This is a genomic window from Amycolatopsis sp. EV170708-02-1 (assembly GCF_022479115.1).
GTDB lineage: Bacteria > Actinomycetota > Actinomycetes > Mycobacteriales > Pseudonocardiaceae > Amycolatopsis.
Genome location: NZ_CP092497.1, coordinates 1017980 through 1039995 on the forward strand (window position 1 = coordinate 1017980; position 22016 = coordinate 1039995).

Sequence of the window (22016 nt, forward strand, 5' to 3'; positions counted from 1 at the left end):
ACGCCGCGCCATATTCCCGCCCCGCTAGACGTTGCGCCGGTACTGCCCGCCCACCTCGAAGAACGCCTCGGTGATCTGGCCGAGCGAGCACACCCGCGCCGCGTCCATCAGCACGCCGAACAGGTTGCCGCCGCGGGTCGCGGCCTCGCGCAATGTCTTGAGCGCGACCAGCGCCTCGGCCTGGTGGCGGTGCTGGAAGTCCTCGAGCCGCTCCAGCTGCGAACGCTTCTCGTCCTCGGTCGCCCGCGCGAGTTCGACCTCGACGTCGTCCTCGCCGCCGTTCGGGTTGCGGAAGGTGTTGACGCCGATGATCGGCAGGGTGCCGTCGTGCTTCTGGCGTTCGTACAGGATCGACTCGTCCTGGATCTTGCCGCGCTGGTAGCCGGTCTCCATCGCGCCCAGCACACCGCCGCGCTCGGAGATCCGGTCGAACTCCAGCAGCACGGCCTCTTCGACCAGATCGGTCAGCTCGTCGATGATGAACGAGCCCTGCAACGGGTTCTCGTTCTTCGACAGGCCCCACTCCTTGTTGATGATCATCTGGATGGCCATCGCGCGCCGCACCGAGCTCTCCGACGGCGTGGTGATCGCCTCGTCGAAAGCGTTGGTGTGCAAGGAGTTCGCGTTGTCGTAGAGCGCGCACAGCGCCTGCAGCGTGGTGCGGATGTCGTTGAAGCTCATCTCCTGCGCGTGCAGCGACCGGCCGGAGGTCTGCACGTGGTACTTGAGCTTCTGCGAGCGCTCGTTGGCGCCGTAGCGCTCCCGCATCGCGACGGCCCAGATCCGGCGCGCCACCCGGCCCAGCACCGAGTACTCGGCGTCCATGCCGTTGGAGAAGAAGAACGACAGGTTCGGCGCGAAGTCGTCGATGTTCATCCCGCGCGCCAGGTAGCTCTCGACGTAGGTGAAACCGTTCGACAGGGTGAACGCCAGCTGCGAGATCGGGTTCGCCCCGGCCTCGGCGATGTGATAGCCGGAGATCGACACCGAGTAGAAGTTCCGGACCCCGTGCTCGATGAACCATTCCTGGATGTCGGCCATCATGCGCAGGCTGAACTCGGTGGAGAAGATGCAGGTGTTCTGCCCCTGGTCCTCCTTGAGGATGTCCGCCTGCACGGTGCCGCGGACGTTGCGCAGCGCCCATTCGCGCAGTTCGGCGGCCTCGGTTTCGGACGGCTCGCGGCCGTGTTCGGCCTTGAACGCCGCCATCCGCTGGTCGATCGCGGTGTTGAGGAAGAACGCGAGGATCGTCGGCGCCGGGCCGTTGATCGTCATCGACACCGAGGTGCTCGGCGAGGTGAGATCGAAGCCGTCGTAGAGCACCTCCATGTCCTCCAGTGTCGCGATGGAGACGCCCGAGGTGCCGACCTTGCCGTAGATGTCGGGGCGGGTGTGCGGGTCGTGCCCGTACAGCGTCACCGAGTCGAAGGCGGTCGAAAGGCGCTTCGCGTCGGAATCGGCCGAGAGGAGCTTGAACCGCTTGTTGGTCCGGAACGGGTCGCCTTCGCCGGCGAACATCCGCGCCGGGTCCTCACCCTCGCGCTTGAACGGGAAAACGCCCGCGGTGTAAGGGAAGTATCCGGGCAGGTGCTCGCGGCGCAGGAACGACAGCAGCTCGCCGGACTCGGTGTAACGCGGCAGCGCCACGCGCGGGATCCGGTTGCCGGACAGCGTGTCGCGCCAGAGCTGGGTGTGCAGTTCCTTGTCGCGGATCTTCACGACCAGCTCGTCGGCGCGGTAGGACTCGGCGAGCTCCTGGAAGCGGGCCAGCAGCTTCGTCGACTCACCGTCCACATCGGACTCGGCGGCGGCGAGCAGGCCGTCGAGCGCGTCGGTGCTCGCGTCGACGGCGGTCAGCGCCTCCTTGGCGGCGGCGAGGTGTTCGCGTTTGCGCAGCGCGGCGACCTGCTGCTCGGTCTTGGCGTGGTAGCCGCGGACGGTGTCGGAGATCTCCGCGAGATAGCGCGTCCGGTTGGCCGGGATGATCGTGCTGGCGTCGGTGGAGACCTTGCCCTCGACCTTCGGGAGCACCCCGGCCGAGACGGTCAGGCCGCGTTCGGCGAGAGTGTCGCGCAGGTGCTGGTAGAGCGCGGTGACGCCGTCGTCGTTGAACTTCGCGGCGCTGGTGCCGTAGACCGGCATGTCCTCGGGCGAGGAGCTGAACGCCTCGCGGTTGCGCACGAGCTGGCGCGCGACGTCGCGACGGGCGTCTTCGGCGCCGCGGCGCTCGAACTTGTTGATCGCCACCGCGTCGGCGAAGTCGAGCATGTCGATCTTCTCCAGCTGCGACGCCGCGCCGAACTCCGGCGTCATGACGTACAGCGACTGGTCCACGTAGTCGACGATGCCGGCGTCGCCCTGGCCGATACCGGGCGTCTCGACGATCACGAGGTCGAAGCCCGCCGCCTTGCAGGCGAGGATGGACTCGGAAAGCCCGGTGGGGATCTCGCCGCTGGTGGTCCGCGTGGCGAGGGAACGGAAGTAGACCGGGCTGCCGTCGAGGCAGTTCATCCGGATGCGGTCGCCGAGCAGCGCTCCCCCGCCCTTGCGCCGCGACGGGTCGACGGCGAGCACGGCGATGCGGAGCTTGTCCTCCTGGTCCAGCCGGAACCGGCGGATCAGCTCGTCGGTGAGCGACGACTTGCCGGAACCACCCGTCCCGGTGATGCCGAGCACCGGCACCGTCCGCGATTTGGCGGCCTCGGTAATCTTGCCGAGCACGTCCTGCGGCAGGGCCTCGCGCTGGAGCTGCGTGATGACCCGGGACAACGCCGGGATGTCACCCGAAAGCAGTTTGTCGAGCGAACCAGGCGACTGCGCGGACAGATCCGTGTCGCAGGCCTTGATCATCAGGTTGATCATGCCCGGGAGGCCCATCTCGTAGCCGTCCTCGGGCGAGAAGATCCGCGCGACCCCTCGCGAGTGCAGCAGGTCGATCTCCTCGCGGACGATGACGCCGCCACCGCCGCCGAACACCTTGATATGCCCGGCGCCGCGTTCGTTGAGCAACTCGACCAGGTAGCTGAAGTACTCGACGTGCCCGCCCTGGTAGGCGCTGATGGCCACACCCTGGACGTCCTCGGCGATGGCCGCGGTCGCGACCTCGTCGACCGACCGGTTGTGCCCGAGGTGCACGACCTCCGCGCCCTGCGACTGCAGGATCCGCCGCATGATGTTGATGGACGCGTCGTGTCCGTCGAAGAGGCTCGACGCCGTCACGAAGCGAACGGGGTTCACGGGCCGGTGCAGGTCGCTGCTCATCCCTCCAAAATACTAGGACTTCCTACTGTTTTAAACCCATCCACTCGCGTGACGGCGCTCTCACTCGTCCTTGACAGATCGACTCGCACCAGTATATTCAACCCAAGGGTTAAACAACCGATCGATTGAGCAGCGATGACCACTGATCAGCTCAGCGCCACGTTCGCCGCCTTGGCGGACCCCACCCGGCGGGCGATCCTCGCCCGGCTCGCCACCGGCGAGGCCAGCGTCAACGAGCTGGCCGAACCCTTCTCGGTCAGCCTCCAAGCCGTCTCGAAACACCTCAAGGTCCTCGAGCGCGCGGGTTTGATCAGCCGGAGCCGGACGGCGCAATGGCGGCCCTGCCGGCTGGAGGCCGCCCCGCTCGGCGAGGTCTCCGACTGGGTCGAGCGCTACCGGCGCTTCTGGGAAGGCGGTTTCGACCGCATGGAAGAACACCTTGCCGAACTTCAGAAAGGCGAAAACGATGCCTGAGACCACCACCCTGCCGTCGATCGTCTCGGCCGACGAATGGCGGATCGCCCGAGACGCGTTGCTGGAGAAGGAGAAAGAGCTCACCCGTGCCGCGGACGCGATCGCCGCCGAACGACGACGCCTGCCGATGGTCCGGTTCGACGGCGGCTACGAATTCGAAGGCCCCCAGGGCAAGATGACCCTGCTGGACCTCTTCGAGGGACGACGCCAGCTGATCGTCTACCACTTCATGCTCGCCCCCGGGCAGAAGGCGGGCTGCCCCGGCTGCTCGATGCTCGTGGACAACATCGGCCACCCCGCCCATCTGCACGCCCGCGACACCACGCTGTACGTGGTCGCGCCGGCGACGCTGCCCGAGATCGAGCGGTACAAGGAGCGCATGGGCTGGACCGTGCCGTGGGTCTCGACCCTCGACGACTTCAACCCGGACTGCGGGATCGATGGCGGGTTCGGCGTCAGTGTCTTCCTGCGCGACGGCGACGACGTGTTCCGGACGTACTTCACCACCGGCCGCGGCGCGGACCAGCTGGTGGGGACGCTGCGTTATCTGGACCTGACGCCGCTCGGGCGGCAGGAGGCCTGGGAGGAAGGCGGCCGCGGGACCGACGGCCCCGGGTACTGGTGGAAGCGGCACGACGAGTACTGACGCATTCAGAGGACTAAATGCGGGGAGGCATGTCGAGAACCCCGCGACCGCTCCGACCCCTCGGTGTCCGGCGCCCGGAAGGCGGGCGCCACACCGGAGGGATCCAAGCCATGCGCAAGCTCGTCTACGCCGTCCACACCTCGCTCGACGGCCACATCGAAGGCCCGAACGGCGAGTTCGACTGGGCCATCATGGGCCCGGAGCTGTCCGCCCACTCACGGGAACTGACCGACCGCACCGGCACTCTCGTATACGGACGGCGGGTCTGGGACATGATGTCGTCGTACTGGCCGCGGGCGGAGGAGCTCTCGGACCACCCGCACGACCTCGCGTACGCGCCGGTCTGGCGGGAGACACCGAAGGTCGTCTTCTCCCGGACGCTGGAAAAAGCGGACTGGAGCACCGAAGTCGTGTCGGGTGACCTCGCCGAACGCACGGCCGGGCTGAAGAGCGGGCCGGGCAAGGACCTGCTGCTGATGGGCGGGGCCGAACTGGCGGGAGCGCTCGCCGATCTCGGTCTGATCGACGAGTTCCACATCGTCGTGCACCCGGTGGTGCTCGGCGGCGGCAAGAAGGTCTTCCCCGGCGGCGTCCGCACGGATCTGCGGTTGACCGGGACCCGCACGCTCGACGGGCGCGCGGTCCTGCTGACCTATGAGAAGAAGTGAGGTGAAACCCGGGCGGCAGCCCCTACGCTGCCGCCGTCAGGATCACCTCGCGTTGCTCGCCCGCAACGCGATCCACTGCCGCATCGCGTACTCGACCAGCGTGATCAACGTCTGCTTCGTCGACTCCCGCTCCCGCGCGTCGCACCGGACGATCGGGATGTTGGGGTCGATCGACAGCGCTTCACGCACGTCGTTGATGTCGTGCTCGAGGATGCCGTCGAAGGTGTTCACCCCGACGATATAGGGCAGGCCCCGGTCCTCGAAGAAGTCGATCGGCGCGAACGAGTCGGCCAGCCGCCGCGTGTCGGCCAGCACCACGGCGCCGATCGCGCCGCGGACGAGGTCGTCCCACATGAACCAGAACCGCTGCTGCCCGGGCGTGCCGAACAGGTAGAGGATCAGGTCCGCGTCCAGGGAGACCCGGCCGAAGTCCATCGCGACCGTGGTGGTCGATTTGTTGGGCGTCTGGTCGAGGTTGTCGATCCCCCGACTGGCGTCCGTCATCATCGCCTCGGTGGTGAGCGGGACGATCTCCGACACCGAACCGACGAAGGTCGTCTTACCCGCACCGAAGCCACCCGCCACGACGATCTTCGCGGATGTCATGGTCGGGGGCGCGGTTTCCCGCGGTGCCTTAAAGCCGACGGAGTCCACTCAAAACCCTTTCCATCAACACCAGATGTGCCTCGGCGCCGTCATTGCCCGAAATCGTCTTGTGCACGCTGACCAGACCAGCGTCCGCCGCGTCGCTGATCAGCACGCGTGCCACACCCAGCGGTACGCGCAGGGTCGCCGCGATCTCGGCGACCGAACGCGGGGTGCGGCACTCCTCGATGATCGAGACGCACTCGATCTGGTCCGCGGCCACCGCGGGGAGGCTACCCGCGGCGACATGGTCCTTGGTGGAGATGAGGGTCTCCAGCTCGAGAGCGTAGTTCGCCTTGGTCCGGCCACCGGTGAGGGCATAGGGACGGACGATCGCCGTCTCTTCGAGCGGCGACGGCGACTGCTCGAAGACGGCGGGCATGATGAACTCGCCGCTGGGCGGGCCCGGGTCGAAAAGACCACCTGGTCTCGGCCCGACGGCGCCTGCGCCGCTGTCGGGTGGAGAGGCAAGTGAGGTCACGCGGTCTCCTTGATCGGTCGGCTGCGGGACTGCCGGTTCCCCGGCGACGGATGGCCCGCCCGCCTGGGAATCCTCTGACTGCTTGCTCTTCTTGCGCTTCCGACGACCACGACCCGAATCCAAGGTGAAGCCGTTCAGGACGTCGGCGAAGGTGCCGTCGTCCCGTGAACCGGCGGCATTGGCAGCCCCCGCGTGCGGGGGCTGGTTCTCACCCGTCCCCGGCGGTTCGCCGAAGGATCCGGATCCGGTGCTCATCGGGACATCATCCCACCGGTTCGCCGATCAGCGACCCACCGGCGCCCTGCAATTGTGCGCGGAGTTCCGGCGTGAGGATCTGGCCGACGCGATCGACGAGCATCGTCATCTCGTAGGCGACCTGTCCGATGTCGCAGTTGGGGCGGCGAGGATGGCCAGGCAGGAGCCGTCGCTGATGGACATCAGCACCATGATGCCGAGTTCCATCTCGACGACGGTCTCGTTGACCGCGCCCGCCTCGAAGCAGCGCGCGGCGCCCTGGGTCAGGCTCACCAGGCCGGATGCGACGGCGGCCAGCTGATCGGCGCGGTCCAGCGGAAGCCTGCTGGACGCCGTGAGCAGGAGGCCGTCCGCCGACACGACCACGGCGTGCGCCACTCCGGGTACCCGCTCGGCGAAGTCGTTCACCAGCCACCCGAACTGGTTCTGCTGGGGCTGGGCCGGGTTCGGCGAGGTCATTCACCCTCCAGGGTTTCGTGGTTGGCTTCGGTCGCCTGGGCTGTGTGGTGCCGTCCGCGCTGGATGCCCTGCTGGAAACTGCTCAGGCGACCGCGCACGTCGTGCGCGTCTCGCTGTGGTCGGGGGGCGACCGCCCCGGCGGGCGGTCCCGCGCTGCCCGGGAGCAGCTGCTCCCCGCGACGGCGCCTGGGTAATCCTGCCGAAGTCATCCGCGAGGGCACGGACTGGGACACCGCTTGGGCGGCTTTCCAGCCCTCGTCGGAGCCGAAATTCCAGGCGTCCGTCTGCTCGGTGGCGGCGACCGGCTCCGGTTCCGGGCTCGCTGCCTGCGGTTTCCGGCTGGGCAACGCGGCGGGCGGGGCCGCCGGACGCTCGGCCGTCTCGGGCGCCTTCGCGGGCTCGGGCGCCTTCGCCGACTCGGGGGCCGCCGCCGGCTCGGGCTTCGTGTCCGGCTGGGCGGTCGCCGGCTCGGCGGCCGGCGTGGCCTTGTCCGCCGCTTCCTTGCGTCCTCGTTTGACGCCCTGCTGGAAGCTGCTCAGCCTGCCGCGCACGTTCGCCGGGTCGCGGACCGGCAGTTCCGATTTGGCGGTGGGTTCGGCGGCCGGGGCCGACGACGCCGCGCTACCCGGCAGAAGCTGCTCGCCCTTGCGGCGGCGCGGCAACCCGGCCTCGGTGAACGTCGACGGGGCGTTCTGGGAGACCTCCTGCACCGTGCGGAAGGCCTTGTCGCTGGCGAAGTCCCAGTTGCGGGCTTCCTGCTCGGCGGTGGGAGCGGCCTCGGCCGTCTTCTCCGCTTCGGGCTCCTTCTTCCCCGGCTTCTCCTTCTTGGCCGCGGGCTTCTCCGGAGCGGGCGCGGGCGAACGGAACCACGCCGAGAGCATCTCGTCGAAGATCGGCGTGGTCTCCGACTTGGGCGCTGCAGTGGGCGCCGCCGGGGCGGCCGGGGCCGGGGCGGGAGTGGCCGCCTGGTTCCACCACTCGCTCAACGTGGTGTTGTTCTTGGCCTCGAACAGTTCCTTGCCGCTGGGCAGATCGCCTTCCGCCGGGGCGGGCTTGTCCGCCTCCTTGGCGACCGGCTCGGGCTCGGCGGCGGGTTCCGGTTCGGGACGGCGGGGCTCCGGCGCGGGCGGAGGTGTCTTCTCGTCCTTGGGGATCGGGCTGAACAGCGCCGTTCCCGAGATCTCCAGATCGGACGGCGGCCGCGACTCCGGGGAGTGGCTGTGCCCGTTCACCCCGGGTTTGGCGTGCCCGGCCAGATCGTTCGCCGACGGCCACCGCTCGCCGCCCTGCGGCGGGACGCTCGGCATCGCCGGGCGTGAACCGTTCGCGGGCCGCTGGCGGCGGGGCAGGCCGCCCGGCTGCTGCGGCGGCAACGGCGCGAGACGCTGGGTGATCGGGCCGGTCGCGGGGCCGGGGTCTCCCCCGGGCGGGACCATCACCAGGTCCGCCGGCACCGAGACGGTGGCGCGCACGCCGACGATGTCCTTGCCGCCGTGCAGGGAGACACCGATGCGGTGCCTGCTGGCCAGCCGTCCGACGACGAACAGGCCCATCCGGCGCGAAGTGGTGAGGTCGACGTTGGGGGCCTCGGTGAGCCGGGCGTTGGCCTCGGCGACCTCGGCCTCGTTCATGCCGATGCCCTTGTCGAGGATGTCGATGCCGAACGAGCCGTCTTCGACGAGCCTGGTCGCGACGGTCACCTGGGTCTCCGGCGCGGAGAACGCCGTGGCGTTGTCCAGCAGTTCGGCGATCAGGCGCATCAGGTCGTTGGCCGCGTACCCGACCAGCCGCACCGGCGGCGGGTTCTGCACGGTGACCCGTTGGTACTGCTCGATCTCGGACACCGCCGCGCGCACGACGTCGGTGGCGGAGACCGGCTGGCCGGACCGCCTGCCCGGCTCGGCGCCGGAGAGCACCATCAGGTTCTCGTTGTTGCGGCGCATACGGGTGGCGAGGTGGTCCAGCTGGAACAGCGTGGCGAGCTGGTCGGCGTCCTCCTCGTCGCGCTCCAGCCGCTCGATCAGCTGCAACTGCCGCTGCACGAGGCTCTGGCTGCGACGGGAGAGGTTGACGAACACGTTGCTGTAGCCGGTGCGCATCGAGGCCTGCTCGGTGGCCAGGCGCAGCGCCTGGTGGTGCACCTTGTCGAAGGCCCTGGCGACCTCGCCGATCTCGTCGTCGCTGCCGACCGGGACCGGCCGCACGTCGGTGCCCTGCGAGCGGCCTTCCTGGATGTTGCGGACCGCGTCGGGCAGCTGCTTCTCGGCGACGTCGAGTGCGCTGGCGCGCAGCACCTTCAGCGAGCGCAGCAGCTGGCGGGTGATGAGGAAGACGACGGCGACGGCGAGCACCATCGCGCCGAACAGCAGGACCGCGAGCAGGCCCGCGCCGCTGCTGGCGTCGTCGACCAGTTCGGCCGACACCGCGCTCGTCTCGGCGCCGAATTTGTTCGCGACCTCGCCGACCTTGCCGATCACCGCGGTCGAGGCGTCGGTCCAGCCCTGCGCGGACAACGTGCGGAACGCTTGCGCCGACGGGGTTCCCTGCTCGCCGAGCGCGGTTTTCGCGAGCCTGTCACGGTTTTCCATCGCCTGGTCGGTGACGGCGGCGCCGAATTCCTGGCGCTGCCGTTCCGAAGCCGCGGCACGGAAGTCGGTGAGCCGATCGGTCAGCCGGAGTTCGGCGGTGCGCAGCTGGTCGAGTTCGCTCGGCGCGAGACCCGACCGCGCGATGCCGAAGGAGACCAGCGCCTGGCTCAGCGACAGCTGTTCCTTCATCACCGCGAGGTCGTGCAGCGCCGTCGGGGTGCCGCCGAGGTCGTCCTGGCTGGCGCCGGCCGCCAGCGCGGTGTCGAGGGCGAGCAGCGCGGTGGTCACCTCGGTGTACTCGCCGATCGCCTGGACGGGGTCGAGCTGCCCGGAGGACGCCCGCTGCCGGATGTCGGGCAGCCGGTCGAGCTGGGCGGCCGCCGCTTCACGCGCCGGACGGAGCGACGGCTCGTTCTCCACGGCCCGGGACGCGGCGGCGCCGTAGAGCGGGATGGCGGTGTCGACGTCGGCGCGGGCGGAGCCGAGCTCCAGGGTCCCGCCGACGGTGCCGGCGGTCAGCCCCGCGGCGGACTGGGTGCGTTCGCGGCCGAGGCCGTCAGCGAGGGTGCGGATGTGCCCGCTCAACGCGACGAGACGGTCCAGCCGCTGGTAGCCGTCGGAGCGGCCGACCTGGCCGGCGATGGTGGCGATGCCCAGCGCGAGCGCGATGAGGATCGGCACCAGCGTCACGGCCGACAGCTTCACCGGCAGGCTCCAGTCCCGCCAGCGCACGAGCGTGCGCCAGCCGGTGGCCCACCGAGATGGCCGGGGAGTGCGTCCCAGCAGCTCCCCGACCGGCACTTGGCCTTCTCCTGCAACGGTCACGTAGGTGACTCCCTGTCCGGCGTCCTGGCACGGTCTGAGGCGTCCGTTCCCGCGAGGTACCTGCCTGCGGGGAACTCGACCCCGGCCTGACCACGTGATCGATCGCGACGTGGGAGACCTCGTCCGGCGATGCCGGTGTCCCCAGGAACACCTGTCCGCTTCGGGAGGTCTTGCACCTGCACGTGCAGGTCGCAACCTGCGAAGTGCATGGTCGTCGAGATCAACTTTTCTTTGCCAATCGATCACTGCGGGTCGGCCGGGCCAAAGAATCGTACACCAATCCGGGTGCCGTCAATTCCGTTCAGTACACGGGTGCTGACCAGCGAAAAGTGTGCTCCCGAACGATCCGCGACGCTCGAAAACCGCCCGCACGTCACAAACGAGGGAATTCCGGTTACGGGTTGCGCGGATGCACAGGGTGCCCTAATCACCCGATCAGCCTACGTACGGTAGCCACGTCGCCCGGTCGAACTACTTTCCGTGCCCCCAACGGGTGGGTCAAGCCCAAATATGTGCCCGATGTTGTGGCCTTGCCGCCCAAGCCGGTTCGATGTCGCCCGACATGGTGATTTCTTTCGAGACACCCGGTGAAGCGGGGGATCTTCCCCGGTCCGGGATGGCGGGCACGGTATCGAAACCCGCCGCCGCCCGGTAGCGAAACTACGATCTGTCACCAAATTGAGGGACAGAGCGTGGTCATCGTCCGTCGTTTGCCGCAGTGGGCCGTTCGGGCGACGACCGCGCGTGACAACTCCGCTCACTATGACGAGTGATTAAGCCGGTTCATTCCGATCGAAACGATTTTCCGAAACACTAATACGAGGTAAAACCGAATACCCGCTCACGCCTTCGCGGAACCGGGGTCGCCTATTCAGAGCGGGTGAAGCCGTAGTTAGTATGTGCGCTCCCCGTACCGCGCCACGGATGCAAGCCCCGGAGGAACCCATGCCCGACGTCGCGCGTCCCTACGCGGCGAGCAACGCCCTGGAGGACACCGGGCAGATGCCCGCGCTGTTCGTCCGCGAGCGCCAGCCCACTCCCCCGCCGCCGCGGCCCGCCGGCCCGGACTTCGACCGGATCCAGCACGGCAAGGAGTTCGTCGCGCTGCGCAAGACCTTCCGGCGGTTCGTGTTCCCGATGAGCCTGCTGTTCTTCACCTGGTACATGACGTTCGTGCTGCTGGCGGCCTACGCCCACGACTTCATGAGCCGGAAGGTGTGGGGCGAGATCAACGTCGGCATCCTGCTCGGGCTCGGCCAGTTCGCCAGCACGATCCTGATCACGGTCGCGTACCTGAAGTTCGCGAAGAAGCGGCTCGACCCCAAGGTCGAGGCGCTGCGGGCCTCCGTCGGGGCCGGTGAGCGATGAGCATCCCCGACAACGACCCGGTGCTGAACATCGCGGTGTTCGCGCTGTTCGTCGCGATCACCCTGTACGTGGTGTACCGCGTCAGCACCCGCAACTCGTCCACTTCGGACTACTACGCCGCGGGCAGCGCCTTCACCGGACGCCAGAACGGCATCGCTCTTTCGGGTGACTTCCTCTCGGCGGCGTCGTTCCTCGGCATCGCCGGGGCGATCGCGATCCACGGCTACGACGGCTTCCTGTACTCGATCGGGTTCCTCGTCGCGTGGATGGTCGACCTGCTGCTGATCGCGGAACTGCTGCGCAACACCGGCCGCTTCACCATGGGCGACGTGCTGAGCTTCCGGATGAAGCAGCGCCCGGTCCGCGCCGCCGCCGCGACGTCGACCCTGGTGATCTCGTTCTTCTACATGCTCGCGCAGATGGCGGGCGCCGGTGGCCTGGTGGCGTTGCTGCTGGACATCCACGGCGGTATCGGCCAGGCGCTCGTGATCGGCGTCGTCGGCGTGGTCATGGTGCTGTACGTGCTGGTCGGCGGGATGAAGGGCACCACGTGGGTGCAGATCATCAAGGCGACCATCCTGCTGCTGACCGGTGCGCTGATCACCGTGTTCCTGTTCGGCAAGTTCGGCTTCAGCTTCTCGAACCTGCTCTCGGCCGCCGCCGACAACAGCCCGCTCGGCGACGAACTGCTGGAGCCCGGCGGTTCCTACGGCAAGAGCGAGGTCACGAAGCTCGACTTCGTCTCGCTGGCGCTGGCACTGGTGCTGGGCGCCGCCGCGCTCCCGCACGTGCTGATGCGCTTCTACACGGTGCCGAACTCGCGCGAGGCACGGCGCTCGGTGGTGTGGGCGACCGCGTGCATGACGATCTTCTACCTCTGCACGCTGGTCATCGGCTTCGGCGCGGCCGCACTGGTCGGCCCGGAGGCGATCAAGAACGCGCCCGGCGGGGAGAACTCGGCGGCGCCGCTGCTCGCGCTGAACATCGGCGGCACCGTCCTGCTCGGCATCGTCTCGGCGGTCGCCTTCGCGACCATCCTCGCCGTCGTCGCCGGGCTGACGATCACCGCTTCGGCCTCCTTCGCCCACGACGTGTACGCCAACATCTTCAAGCGCGGCAAGGCGGAACCGGCCTCGGAGGTCCGCGTCGCCCGGCTGACCGCGGTCGCCGTCGGGGCGCTCGCGATCATCGGCGGCATCCTGGCGAACGGGCAGAACATCGCGTTCCTGGTGGCGCTGGCGTTCGCCGTCGCGGCGTCAGCGAACCTCTCGACGCTGCTGTACTCGCTGTTCTGGAAACGCTTCAACACCACCGGGACCCTGTGGGGCATCTACGGCGGGCTGATCGCCAGCCTGGTGCTCGTGTTCTTCTCGCCGGTGATGTCCGGGGCGGCGGACTCGATCATCAAGAGCGTGGACTTCCACTGGTTCCCGCTGAAGAACCCGGGCCTGGTGTCGATCCCGTTCTCGTTCCTGTGCGGGTTCGTGGGCACCTTCGTCGGCCGGTCGAAGGCCGATCCGGTCAAGCACGCGGAGATGGAGGTGCGGTCCCTCACCGGGATCGGCTCCTGACACTCTCGTGAGTGGCGAGGACGGTTAGAACCATCCTCGCCACTCACGAGCCAGGACCTCATGGCGCGCGGAGACCGTCCAGCACGATCGTGAGAAGCCGCTTCGTGTCCTCCTCCGAAGCCTTGCTCGCCGCCGACCCCAGCCCGTGCCCGAGCCGCAGGATGTCGACCCCCGCGACGTCGGGCCGGAGCACACCCTCGTCCTGAGCCGCCTTCACGATCGTGTCGGCCGCGGCCCGCAACCGCGCCTGACACCAGCCGAAGACTTCGGAGCCGGCATCGACCGACGCCTTCAGCGTCATCGCGAGACCGTGCTTCTCCACCACGTAGATGACGTGCGTGGCCAGCCACGTCTCGAGCGCCTTCCCCGGCGGCAGCTCGTCGAGCAGGTCGTACGCCTGTTGCGCCAGCCCGTCGATCTCGTCTCGGTAGACGGCCTCGATCAGCTTGTCGCGCGTCGGGAAGTGCCGGTACAACGTGCCCGCGCCGACCCCGGCGCGTTTGGCGATGTCGTCGGCGGGCACGTCGATGCCGTCGGCGGTGAAGGCCTCCTTCGCCACGGCGACGATGCGCTCGTAGTTGCGCCGCGCGTCCGCACGCATGGGGCGGGCCGGATCGGCCGTGACCATCTGCACCTCCTCGGGCGACGAAAACGGAGACGTTCTCCGAATTCACTTGCGTAAGCGGAGACTGTCTCCATATCATCGCTCACGCCCTCAAGTGGAGAGTCTCTCCGCTTCATCTCGTTACGTCTTTGGAGTATTCCTTGACCGAACGAACCCTGCGTGCCGAGCCTAGGCCGGAGACGGCCGGGGCCCCACCACCTCCGCACCGGCTGGTCCTCCCGATCATCCTGACCTGCCAGCTCATGCTCATCCTCGACGCGACGGTGATGAACGTCGCGCTCCCCCGCATCCAGTCCGAACTGGGCTTCACCGACACCGGCCTGTCCTGGGTGATGACGGCGTACAGCCTGGTCTTCGGGGGCTTGCTGCTGCTCGGCGGCCGGGCAGGCGACCTGTTCGGCCGCCGCCGGACGTTCGTCGCCGGCGCGGCCGTGTTCACCGCCGCCTCCCTGCTCGGCGGCCTCGCCGGTTCGGCGGAACTGCTGATCGCCGCCCGCGTCGCGCAGGGCGTCGGCGCCGCGCTCGCCGGGCCGAGCACGCTGGCGCTGATCACCAGCACGTTCACCGAAGCCAAGGCGCGGGTGCGCGCTTTGGCGTTGTTCTCGGCGATGTCCAGCAGCGGTTTCGCGATCGGACTCCTGCTCGGCGGCCTGCTGACCGAATGGATCTCGTGGCGCGCGGCGCTGTACATCAACGTCCCGTTCGGGCTCGCGATCGTCCTGCTCACCTCGCGGTACGTGGCCGATCCGCCCCGGCGGCGCGCCAGGCTGGACCTCCCCGGCGCGTTCACCGGCACCCTCGGCGTCGGCTCGCTCGTGTTCGCCTTCACCCACGCCGCGTCGCACGGCTGGGGCGACATGATCACCCTCGGCGGCCTCGGCGCCGGGCTGGCCTTGCTGGCCGCGTTCCTCACCATCGAGACCAGGGTGAGCGAGCCCCTGATCCCGTTGCGCCTGTTCGCCGAACGCGACCGTGCCGCGGCCTACGTCAACTTCTTCCTCGGGCCGATGGCGATGATGTCGATGTTCTTCTTCCGCGAAAAGCAGACCAGCGCGCCAACCACGTCGTAGGCCGCTGATCTGCTCTTTTGCGCTGGTTGCGTCCGGTTGGGTTTGGTCCCGTCCGGACGTCTGACGGCCTGTAGACGGCCTGGCGCTGGTCGCTGCCTCGGTCCAGCGAGCAAGTTCAAAGAGGCTGAATAGAGCCGTTTGGTTCGGGCTGAGCTGACGGCTTGCCTGCTTCATCCTGGGACCTCCCGTGAGTCGACGACGGCGGTTGAGATGCCCGGGTGCCTGTTCGCCCCCGTTTCCCTCGCCCCTGCCGCGCCTTGCGCTGAGTCGGTCGTGTCAAGGCACGCTTTCCCGCCTTGATACGGGCGGCTCGGCGTAAGACGCTGAGAAGCGAGGGACCCTCAAGTGACCACTGCACGTCGGCTGAGCGGGTCGGGTGATCTAGCCGTGTTGCTCCTGGGTCTCCGTCGTCGTTGGCGGCGCGCTGCGGGTGCTGCCCTGCGGCGGGCTCGCCCGGCGGCGCCTGCCGGAGCGGAGCGGGAGGCCGGCGTCGCCTTCTTGGGCGTTAGCCCGCCGGACGGGTGGTGACCCGCGCGCCGCCAACGGCGGCGCCTTGATCCCATAGAGCCAAATTCGGCAGCAAAAAGCCCGGCCGGAAGAACCAGCCGGGCTCAGTGCTGCGTGGTGCTAGTGGATCTCCATGACGTAGCGCATCTCGTAACGGTCGACGGGGAACAGAATGTCGGCCGTTTCGACGGCGATATCGTCGGTCCCCCACTCCTCGACCTTGCGGAAGGTCTGGGTGATCTGGACTACTGGCCGAGTGGCTGAAATGTCGAGAAGCTTGGCTTCCTCGGCCGTGGGAGTACGGATGTCAAGCACTTCCTCGACCTGGTTTACGTAGATCTTGATGGCGGCGAACCGATCAGCTACGCCCTTGTCGGCATGCGGCCCTTCGTGCGGTAGCTCAATCTCAGTTCCGCCAGTGATGGCCAGAGGCTCCCACGCGTAGCTGCTGGTGACGGGCTGAGGCGGATTGCCCATGCGGATGAAGTAGCGCGTGCACGTAACGGGGTCGCCCTTTTCGATACCGAGACGTTCCGCGATGTTGGCGGGGGCGGTGGTCTTGGTCGTGTGGTGCTCGACCGTCATCCCGACGTCGGCAGCCTCGGCCTCCCGTACGTACGTACGCGCCTGCTGCCCTCGGAAGTAGCGCATCGGAGCTATCCGCGTGAGCTTTTGGAGGCGGCGGACGAACACGCCCTTGCCTTTGATCCCGTTCGCGAAGCCCCAATCGCGAAGCTGGCGCATCGCGGAACGCGCGGTGATCGGTGAGACGTCGTGTAGTTCACAGAGCTGCGCTTCGCTCGGCAGCTTCGCGCCGTCCTGAAGCTCGCCGTCGATGATCTTCTGTCGGTACTCCTTGGCGATCTGCTTGTAGCGGGGCTCGTCGTTGTCCGGCCACTCCGGATGGTCGCCGAACATCAGTTCTGACATGTCGTCCTCCCTGTGCGCGTTGTCGGTCAGTGTCTCATGAACCTCGTATGTTGACAGCTTCACATACGAGGTTTAACCTCGTATACGAGGTTGGCCCGATGGGCGTAACCGAAGGCCCGGACGGCGGGCACCGTACGAGCAAGGGACAGAAGTCATGGCGATCAGTAGGGGTCACAGGTTCGCGATCAGCTTCGACGAGGCGTTCCCGCAAGGGTTGGTCCTCGTCGGCGTCGTGACACCGGACAACGAATTCCAGTCGCGAGAGGACAAGGCGGCTGGTCGACCCGCAAGGCAGCGTGTGGACGAGATCACTGGCAAGCGGCAGTGGAAGGCCACGGTCACTGACCCGAGTGAGGAGAAAGCGAAGCGTGCTTCGTTCGAGGTGACGTTCTTGGCGGATGTGCAGCCGGTGCCGTCGACGTCGGAGGTGCTGCCGGGTATGCGGCCGATCGAGCTGGAAGGGCTGACGGCTGAGCCGAAGGTGGCTGGTCAGGGTGAGTACAAGTACCAGTCGTACGCATTCCGGGCGACCGGCTTCAAGGCGGCTGCTGCGGGCGGCGGCTCGAAGTCGGCTCGGGCTGGTTCCGGCGCTGCGGGCACCGGCGACGCGACGTCCAAGGCGGCGTGATGGTCGGCGGGGTGCGGACGGGGCTCGGCTTCGCTGTAGTCCCTCCGCCCCTGGTCGTGGCCTGGGAGCAGGCTTACCGCAAGTTTGGTGACCTGAACGACCGGGCGGCGTCTGGGGTTAACGCACGTCTGGCGCATGAAATGTCGCTGGCGTGTGAAGCGGTCGCCGACGCATTCAAGGCGCTGGCGGCTGAGGGCCGTTTGTCGTGGTGGGTGCGAGCTGCCGTTGTGTCGGCGGCTGAGGGATTCCAATACGACGCGCGCGAATGGGAGGCGCGCGCCCATAACGAGGGAAGGCGGGGCGATGGCGTTCAACGCGCTGTGGAAACCGGGGCCGAAGGCGGTCGCGGGAATGCAGGGAAATGGTTCGGCGAACCCGGCCTTGGTGATCTACCTCGATCCGGACAGTCTGGCGATTCTGCCTCCAGCGGACCCGGCTATGTGGCCGGAGTTCATCCGCCTGCTTCGGGAAGTACGGGACGGAGCGGACGAACTGGCGGTGTTTCTCACCAAGCACGCGGCAGGCACGCGGCAGGAGAACGATGATGCTGCAAACGACTAGGGCGCCGAACACGTTCGCGCCGGTCAAGCTGCCGGATATCGACAACGGTCGGTACGTGCCGCTTGGGGTACTGATTGCACGGGTTCGCCTGTGGAACCGCTGGTCGGTAATCGCGACGGCAAACCGGGCCGGAGTCAAAGAGCAGACGATACGCAAAATCGAAAATGGCGAACGTCAGCTAACACGCGTTCCGACAATTATGCGACTGGCGGATGCATTGGAAATGCCGCGAGAACAACTGTTCAACTGGGTCGTCAAGGAACAGGAGTACCGCGCAGCAAGGAAGGAGGCATGATGGCCGACTCTAAAGCACCTCAGACGCTCAAGGATGCACACGCCATCGCCTCGTCGACCCGCCCCCTGCCGGGCTCGAATCAGGCTACGTGGCTGAAATGGCACAAGGCGAATGCGCGAATGTATCGCGAAGTGTCCGATATCGATCGGTGGCACCACCACGAACTTCGGTACTGGGTGGGCTACGAGGAGAGCAAGGCGGAAGAAGTGGCGGCACAGATTCAGGCAAGGAAGGCGGAATCCGTCGATGTTGCTTGACTCTCAGGCCGTGGCAAAGCTGGTAGCCCGCTACGCGCACGGGGACACCATCGAAGGTCTCGCCAAGCAACATCAGCTCAGCTACCACAAAGTCCGCAATGCGCTCCTTGACGCGAACGTCAAGCTGCGGCCCCCAAAGATTCCCCTGCCACCAACGCCTCCAGGCATGGTCAACGCATACAACGGTGGCCGTTCGATCCGGCAACTGGCTGCCATACATGGCATGAGCTACTGCCAGACCCGGCGGATTCTTCTGGCGGAGGGGGTTCAGCTACGGCCGCGCGGCAGGCAGTAGGGAGCCGTCGGCACATAACAGGCGAAAAATCGATATAGAAACAAGAAACGCGCGTAGGGACGTGCGGAATATAAACACGTCCCTACGCGGCTAAAAGTGTCCCTTAAAACGCAGAACCGGCCCTTGGCTACCAACCTGTTCCGGTTCTGCGCCTGTCCACTGGAGCAGTGAACAATGAAGAAGATAAATGACGGCACACAGTGCGAGTCAACGGGGGTCACCCGAACGCGCTGTTCGGAATGCAAACGGTTCGCTCGGCTGCTGCCGGGTGAGGAGAAGTGCTCCCCGTGCATGGGGATGCTGCCGCTGCCGATCGTGGTTCCCGCTGCTGGTCTGCGGGGTGGTCGGCGATGAACACTCAGGAGATCATGACCACCCTCGCTGTCGGCGGCGGGCTCGCGGTGGTGCTGTGGGTACTGGCCAAGGTCGGCCGTGTCCTGGCGAGTGTGCTGGAGGCGCTGGCCGCGCTGGCAGTGCTCGGCGTAGCGCTGTGGGGCCTGCTGCGGGCGGTCGGCTGGATTGTTCGGCAACTGGTCACGCACTGGCGTACCTGCCTGGCCCTGCTGGGATTGTGGGCCTGGTGCACGTGGTTGGGCTGGGTATCCCTCGTCGTCACGGTCGGCGTGCTGGCGGTCATGCTGCTGGTGTGGCGGCGGCTGGACGCGGTGGGCTATGACCAGTGGTGCGGCCGGTGGCTGCGGGCGTGGTGGCTGCGCTGGGCGCTCTACGGGCGCAAGCTCGCCGGTTGGCTGCACGCCTGCGGGCTGACGGTCCGGGATGACGCGATTCCCGTTGATGTGACGGTGAACCTGGTGTCTCGGCGGCGTAAGCGTGAGGCGGTCGCGAAGGCTCGTCAGGAGTCCGGGGTGGCGGTGCCGAAACTGTTGTCCGTGCGCTCCGGCCCGTCGTGGGATGAGGTCCGGGTCCGGCTGGTTCCGGGCCAGAAGCCCGAGGACTTCGATGAGGTCGCGCGGGAGCTGGCGGTAGCGCGCAAGGTCGCGCGGTGTCAGGTGCGGGAGCTGGAACCGGATGTGGTGTCCATCGACTTCATGCGCCGAGATCTGCTCGACTCGGCGGTGACGTGCCTACCGGTTCCGGAGCTGATGCCTACGGACGGGTCGGGGGTGGATCTGCGGGCGGTATACGCGGGGTCGACGGAGTACGGCACGCCGTGGACGCTGCCGCTGATGGGCCGTGGCGCGCACACGTTGGTGGCTGGCGCGACGGGTGCAGGTAAGGGCTCGGTGATGTGGTCGCCGTTGGTGTCTGCGGCTCCGGCCATCCGCGCGGGCCTGGTGCGTATGTCGGGGATCGACCCGAAAGCCATGGAACTGTCCTACGGGCGCGGGATCTTCACCCGCTACGGCCAGAGCGGCAAGGAGGCTCTGGAAATCCTCGACGCGCTGATCGATGAACTGAACAACCGCAAGCGCGTCTTCGCGGGCAACACCCGTGAGGTGCCGCTCTCGACGGAGTATCCGTTGGAGCTTCTGGAGTTCGACGAGATCGGCGCGTTGACCCGCTACACCGACCGCAAGACCCGTGAGGCCATTGTGGAGCGGGTGGCGGTGCTGGCCACGCAAGGCCGTGCGCTGTTGTTCACGGTGCGCGGCTATGTGCAGGAGCCGACGAAGGAAACCGTTCCGGTGCGGGAGTTGCTGCCCCGGCGGGTGGCGCTGCGGGTGACGTCGAAGTCGCAGGTTCCGATGGTGCTCGGGGACGGTGCGTTCGAGCGCGGCGCGTGGGCCAACCGCATCCCGGAGTCGGCGGCCGGTGTCGGCTACGTCTGGGGTGAGGGCCTCCGCGAACCCCTGCGCGTGCGGGCGGGCTGGGTGTCGGATCAGACGATCAAGCATCTGGAGCACTACGTCACCAACGGTGGCGCGTCGGTGGTGCACCTGTCAGAGCGGCGCGGCGAGAGGGGGACGGCATGACCACCACCGAAATCACGAATTCGCAGGTCGAAGCGGGCGCGGACGCTCGGCCGGCACCCCCGAATGGAGTAGGGGTCAAGGTAAGCCGCGGGACGCTGTCAGCGGAGGTCGTAAAGGCCACTGCGGAGAAGCACGGCGTGTGTGTCCGGCCGTTCACGATGGAGGTCGGCGACACCGAAACCGGCGAGATCCGCTACGTGCCCGTGCCGTGCGGGTCCACTGTGGAGTCGGTGTGCCTTCCCTGTGCTCGCAAGGCAAAGGCGCTCCGGCAGGCGCAGTGCCGCGAGGGCTGGCACATGACCGAAGAACCCGTGATCACCCGCGAGCGGCCGTCGGAGACGCAAACGGAGCTACTGGAGTTCCGGGCTGACCTGGCGGCGCACTACCGGGACGCTGTGGCGGCCGGTGATGAGGTCGAGGCGGAGGAGCTGCGGGCAGAGGTCGCCTCGGTGGACGAGGAGCTGCGGGCGTCGGGCATGACGGGTCGCCTGCCCGCGCTCGACGTCCCGGAGAAGCGTCCGGTGAAACGGTCGACCAAGCGGCGGCAGGACGCACCGAACCTGCCACGCCGCAAGCTCGCCAAGACCACCGTGGGCCGCGAGTACGCGGGGAAGTTCCGGCCGTCGATGTTCGTCACGCTCACCTGCGACACCTACGGCCCGGTCCGGTCCGATGGTTCGCCGGTGAACCCCTCGACGTATGACTACCGGCGGGCTGCTCGGGACGCGGTGCACTTCTCGGCGCTGGTGGACAGGTGGTGGCAGAACCTGCGGCGCGTGGTCGGCTGGGATGTGCAGTACTTCGCCACCGTGGAACCCCAACGGCGGGCGGCTCCCCACCTGCACACCGCCCTACGCGGGTCCATCTCGCACGAGGTCATCCGGATGGTCACGGAGGCCACCTACCATCAGGTGTGGTGGCCCAACCATGACGAGATCGTCTACACGGACCGGGAACCGTTGTGGGACATGGATTCCCGGACGTTTGTGGACCCGGATACGCGGGAACCTCTGCCGTCGTTCGACGAAGCTCGGGAGGCAGTGGACGAACCCGCGCACGTCGTCACGTTCGGCCGTCAGGTGCACTCCAAGGGGATCTTGGGCGGCACGGAGGAATCCGGCCGTCACATCGGCTACCTGACCAAGTACCTGACGAAGTCCACGGGTGAGGTCGTGGAGGCCGATTCTGCGGCGCAGCGTGATCACCACGACCGGTTGCACGCTGAACTGTCGGTGACCCCGTGTTCGCCTCGGTGCGCGGTGTGGCTGCTGTACGGCATCAACCCCAAGGGAGCCAACGGAAAAACCGTCCCCGGACACTGCAAGGGACGCGCTCACCGCCGGACAACGCTCGGGCTGCCGGGGCGGCGAGTGCTCGTGTCGCGCAAGTGGTCGGGAAAGACGGTGGCCGATCACAAGGCGGACCGGAAGGCGTTCGTAGTGTCCGCGCTGGCGGATATCGGTGTGGTGAAAGAGGAACCGGCGGCGGATCGGTTCGTGTGGCGCAAGGTCGAACCCGGCGACACCCACTGCCCACCGAGGGACCACCTGGTGATGCGCGCCATCGCCGAACGGATCACCTGGCGGGCCGAGTACGACCGGGCGTTACTCGCCGCACAAGGCCCACCCGGCGACAGTCCGGAAACTTCGGCAACTCGGCAAGCGGCTTGACCT

At 67.6% G+C, this 22016-nt stretch carries 19 protein-coding genes and 1 pseudogene; 13 read left to right on the forward strand and 7 right to left on the reverse strand.

The window, feature by feature from the left end:
• Positions 1–24: 24 nt before the first annotated feature.
• Positions 25–3261, reverse strand: a complete 3237-nt coding sequence (gene icmF / locus MJQ72_RS04485) for a fused isobutyryl-CoA mutase/GTPase IcmF (protein WP_240597892.1) — start codon at positions 3259–3261, stop codon at positions 25–27.
• A gap of 135 nt (positions 3262–3396) precedes the next feature.
• Between icmF and MJQ72_RS04490 the strand changes: the two genes are divergently transcribed.
• The 3 genes from MJQ72_RS04490 to MJQ72_RS04500 all read left to right on the forward strand — a co-directional run bounded on the left by MJQ72_RS04490 (position 3397) and on the right by MJQ72_RS04500 (position 5049).
• The gene (locus MJQ72_RS04490; protein WP_240597893.1) at positions 3397–3735 is read left to right on the forward strand and encodes a helix-turn-helix transcriptional regulator; all 339 of its coding nucleotides are present in this window, start codon (positions 3397–3399) and stop codon (positions 3733–3735) included.
• On the forward strand, positions 3728–4381 hold the full coding sequence (locus MJQ72_RS04495) for a DUF899 domain-containing protein (RefSeq protein ID WP_240597894.1): 654 nt from the start codon (positions 3728–3730) through the stop codon (positions 4379–4381). The genes MJQ72_RS04490 and MJQ72_RS04495 overlap by 8 nt, the downstream gene beginning before the upstream one ends.
• 110 nt (positions 4382–4491) lie before the next feature.
• On the forward strand, positions 4492–5049 hold the full coding sequence (locus tag MJQ72_RS04500) for a dihydrofolate reductase family protein (RefSeq protein ID WP_240597895.1): 558 nt from the start codon (positions 4492–4494) through the stop codon (positions 5047–5049).
• Positions 5050–5091: 42 nt separating this feature from the next.
• Here MJQ72_RS04500 and MJQ72_RS04505 read toward each other — a convergent pair whose 3' ends face one another.
• From MJQ72_RS04505 to MJQ72_RS04520, 4 genes and pseudogenes are all read right to left on the reverse strand, one after another.
• Positions 5092–5655 carry an ATP/GTP-binding protein gene (locus tag MJQ72_RS04505; protein WP_007033694.1) on the reverse strand — a complete coding sequence of 188 codons (564 nt, stop codon included), beginning with the start codon at positions 5653–5655 and terminating at the stop codon, positions 5092–5094.
• A 28-nt stretch (positions 5656–5683) separates the two neighbouring features.
• On the reverse strand, positions 5684–6430 hold the full coding sequence (locus MJQ72_RS04510) for a DUF742 domain-containing protein (RefSeq protein WP_240597896.1): 747 nt from the start codon (positions 6428–6430) through the stop codon (positions 5684–5686).
• 7 nt (positions 6431–6437) lie between these two features.
• A pseudogene (locus MJQ72_RS04515) lies at positions 6438–6889 on the reverse strand (roadblock/LC7 domain-containing protein).
• Positions 6886–10278 carry a nitrate- and nitrite sensing domain-containing protein gene (locus MJQ72_RS04520; protein ID WP_240601254.1) on the reverse strand — a complete coding sequence of 1131 codons (3393 nt, stop codon included), beginning with the start codon at positions 10276–10278 and terminating at the stop codon, positions 6886–6888. The pseudogene MJQ72_RS04515 and the gene MJQ72_RS04520 overlap by 4 nt, the downstream one beginning before the upstream one ends.
• 969 nt (positions 10279–11247) lie before the next feature.
• Between MJQ72_RS04520 and MJQ72_RS04525 the strand changes: the two genes are divergently transcribed.
• Positions 11248–11670, forward strand: a complete 423-nt coding sequence (locus tag MJQ72_RS04525; protein ID WP_240597897.1) for a DUF485 domain-containing protein — start codon at positions 11248–11250, stop codon at positions 11668–11670.
• Entirely contained in the window at positions 11667–13241 is a 1575-nt protein-coding gene (locus MJQ72_RS04530) for a cation acetate symporter (RefSeq protein ID WP_240597898.1), read from the forward strand. Before MJQ72_RS04525 ends, MJQ72_RS04530 begins: the two co-directional genes overlap by 4 nt.
• Before the next feature lie 58 nt (positions 13242–13299).
• Here MJQ72_RS04530 and MJQ72_RS04535 read toward each other — a convergent pair whose 3' ends face one another.
• The gene (locus tag MJQ72_RS04535; protein WP_240597899.1) at positions 13300–13869 is read right to left on the reverse strand and encodes a TetR/AcrR family transcriptional regulator; all 570 of its coding nucleotides are present in this window, start codon (positions 13867–13869) and stop codon (positions 13300–13302) included.
• A gap of 137 nt (positions 13870–14006) precedes the next feature.
• Here MJQ72_RS04535 and MJQ72_RS04540 point away from each other — a divergent pair, with 137 nt between their 5' ends.
• Positions 14007–14936 carry an MFS transporter gene (locus MJQ72_RS04540; RefSeq protein ID WP_240597900.1) on the forward strand — a complete coding sequence of 310 codons (930 nt, stop codon included), beginning with the start codon at positions 14007–14009 and terminating at the stop codon, positions 14934–14936.
• A 627-nt stretch (positions 14937–15563) separates the two neighbouring features.
• On the opposite strand, the gene MJQ72_RS04545 is transcribed toward MJQ72_RS04540, so the two are convergent.
• Complete coding sequence (locus MJQ72_RS04545; protein ID WP_240597901.1) at positions 15564–16373, reverse strand: GntR family transcriptional regulator; 810 nt, start codon at positions 16371–16373, stop codon at positions 15564–15566.
• A 154-nt stretch (positions 16374–16527) separates the two neighbouring features.
• Between MJQ72_RS04545 and MJQ72_RS04550 the strand changes: the two genes are divergently transcribed.
• The 7 genes from MJQ72_RS04550 to MJQ72_RS04580 all read left to right on the forward strand — a co-directional run bounded on the left by MJQ72_RS04550 (position 16528) and on the right by MJQ72_RS04580 (position 22013).
• Entirely contained in the window at positions 16528–17001 is a 474-nt protein-coding gene (locus tag MJQ72_RS04550; RefSeq protein WP_192744128.1) for a hypothetical protein, read from the forward strand.
• Between the two features lie 303 nt (positions 17002–17304).
• On the forward strand, positions 17305–17562 hold the full coding sequence (locus MJQ72_RS04555; protein WP_240597902.1) for a hypothetical protein: 258 nt from the start codon (positions 17305–17307) through the stop codon (positions 17560–17562).
• The gene (locus tag MJQ72_RS04560) at positions 17543–17857 is read left to right on the forward strand and encodes a helix-turn-helix domain-containing protein (RefSeq protein WP_240597903.1); all 315 of its coding nucleotides are present in this window, start codon (positions 17543–17545) and stop codon (positions 17855–17857) included. Before MJQ72_RS04555 ends, MJQ72_RS04560 begins: the two co-directional genes overlap by 20 nt.
• The gene (locus MJQ72_RS04565; RefSeq protein ID WP_240597904.1) at positions 17854–18114 is read left to right on the forward strand and encodes an AMED_5909 family protein; all 261 of its coding nucleotides are present in this window, start codon (positions 17854–17856) and stop codon (positions 18112–18114) included. The genes MJQ72_RS04560 and MJQ72_RS04565 overlap by 4 nt, the downstream gene beginning before the upstream one ends.
• 10 nt (positions 18115–18124) lie before the next feature.
• Positions 18125–18409: a helix-turn-helix domain-containing protein gene (locus MJQ72_RS04570; protein WP_240597905.1), complete on the forward strand. Its 285-nt coding sequence runs from the start codon at positions 18125–18127 to the stop codon at positions 18407–18409.
• Positions 18410–18759: 350 nt separating this feature from the next.
• A complete protein-coding gene (locus MJQ72_RS04575) occupies positions 18760–20343 on the forward strand; it encodes an FtsK/SpoIIIE domain-containing protein (protein ID WP_240597906.1) in 1584 nt (527 codons plus the stop codon).
• Entirely contained in the window at positions 20340–22013 is a 1674-nt protein-coding gene (locus MJQ72_RS04580; RefSeq protein WP_240597907.1) for a replication initiator, read from the forward strand. Before MJQ72_RS04575 ends, MJQ72_RS04580 begins: the two co-directional genes overlap by 4 nt.
• Positions 22014–22016: the final 3 nt, after the last annotated feature.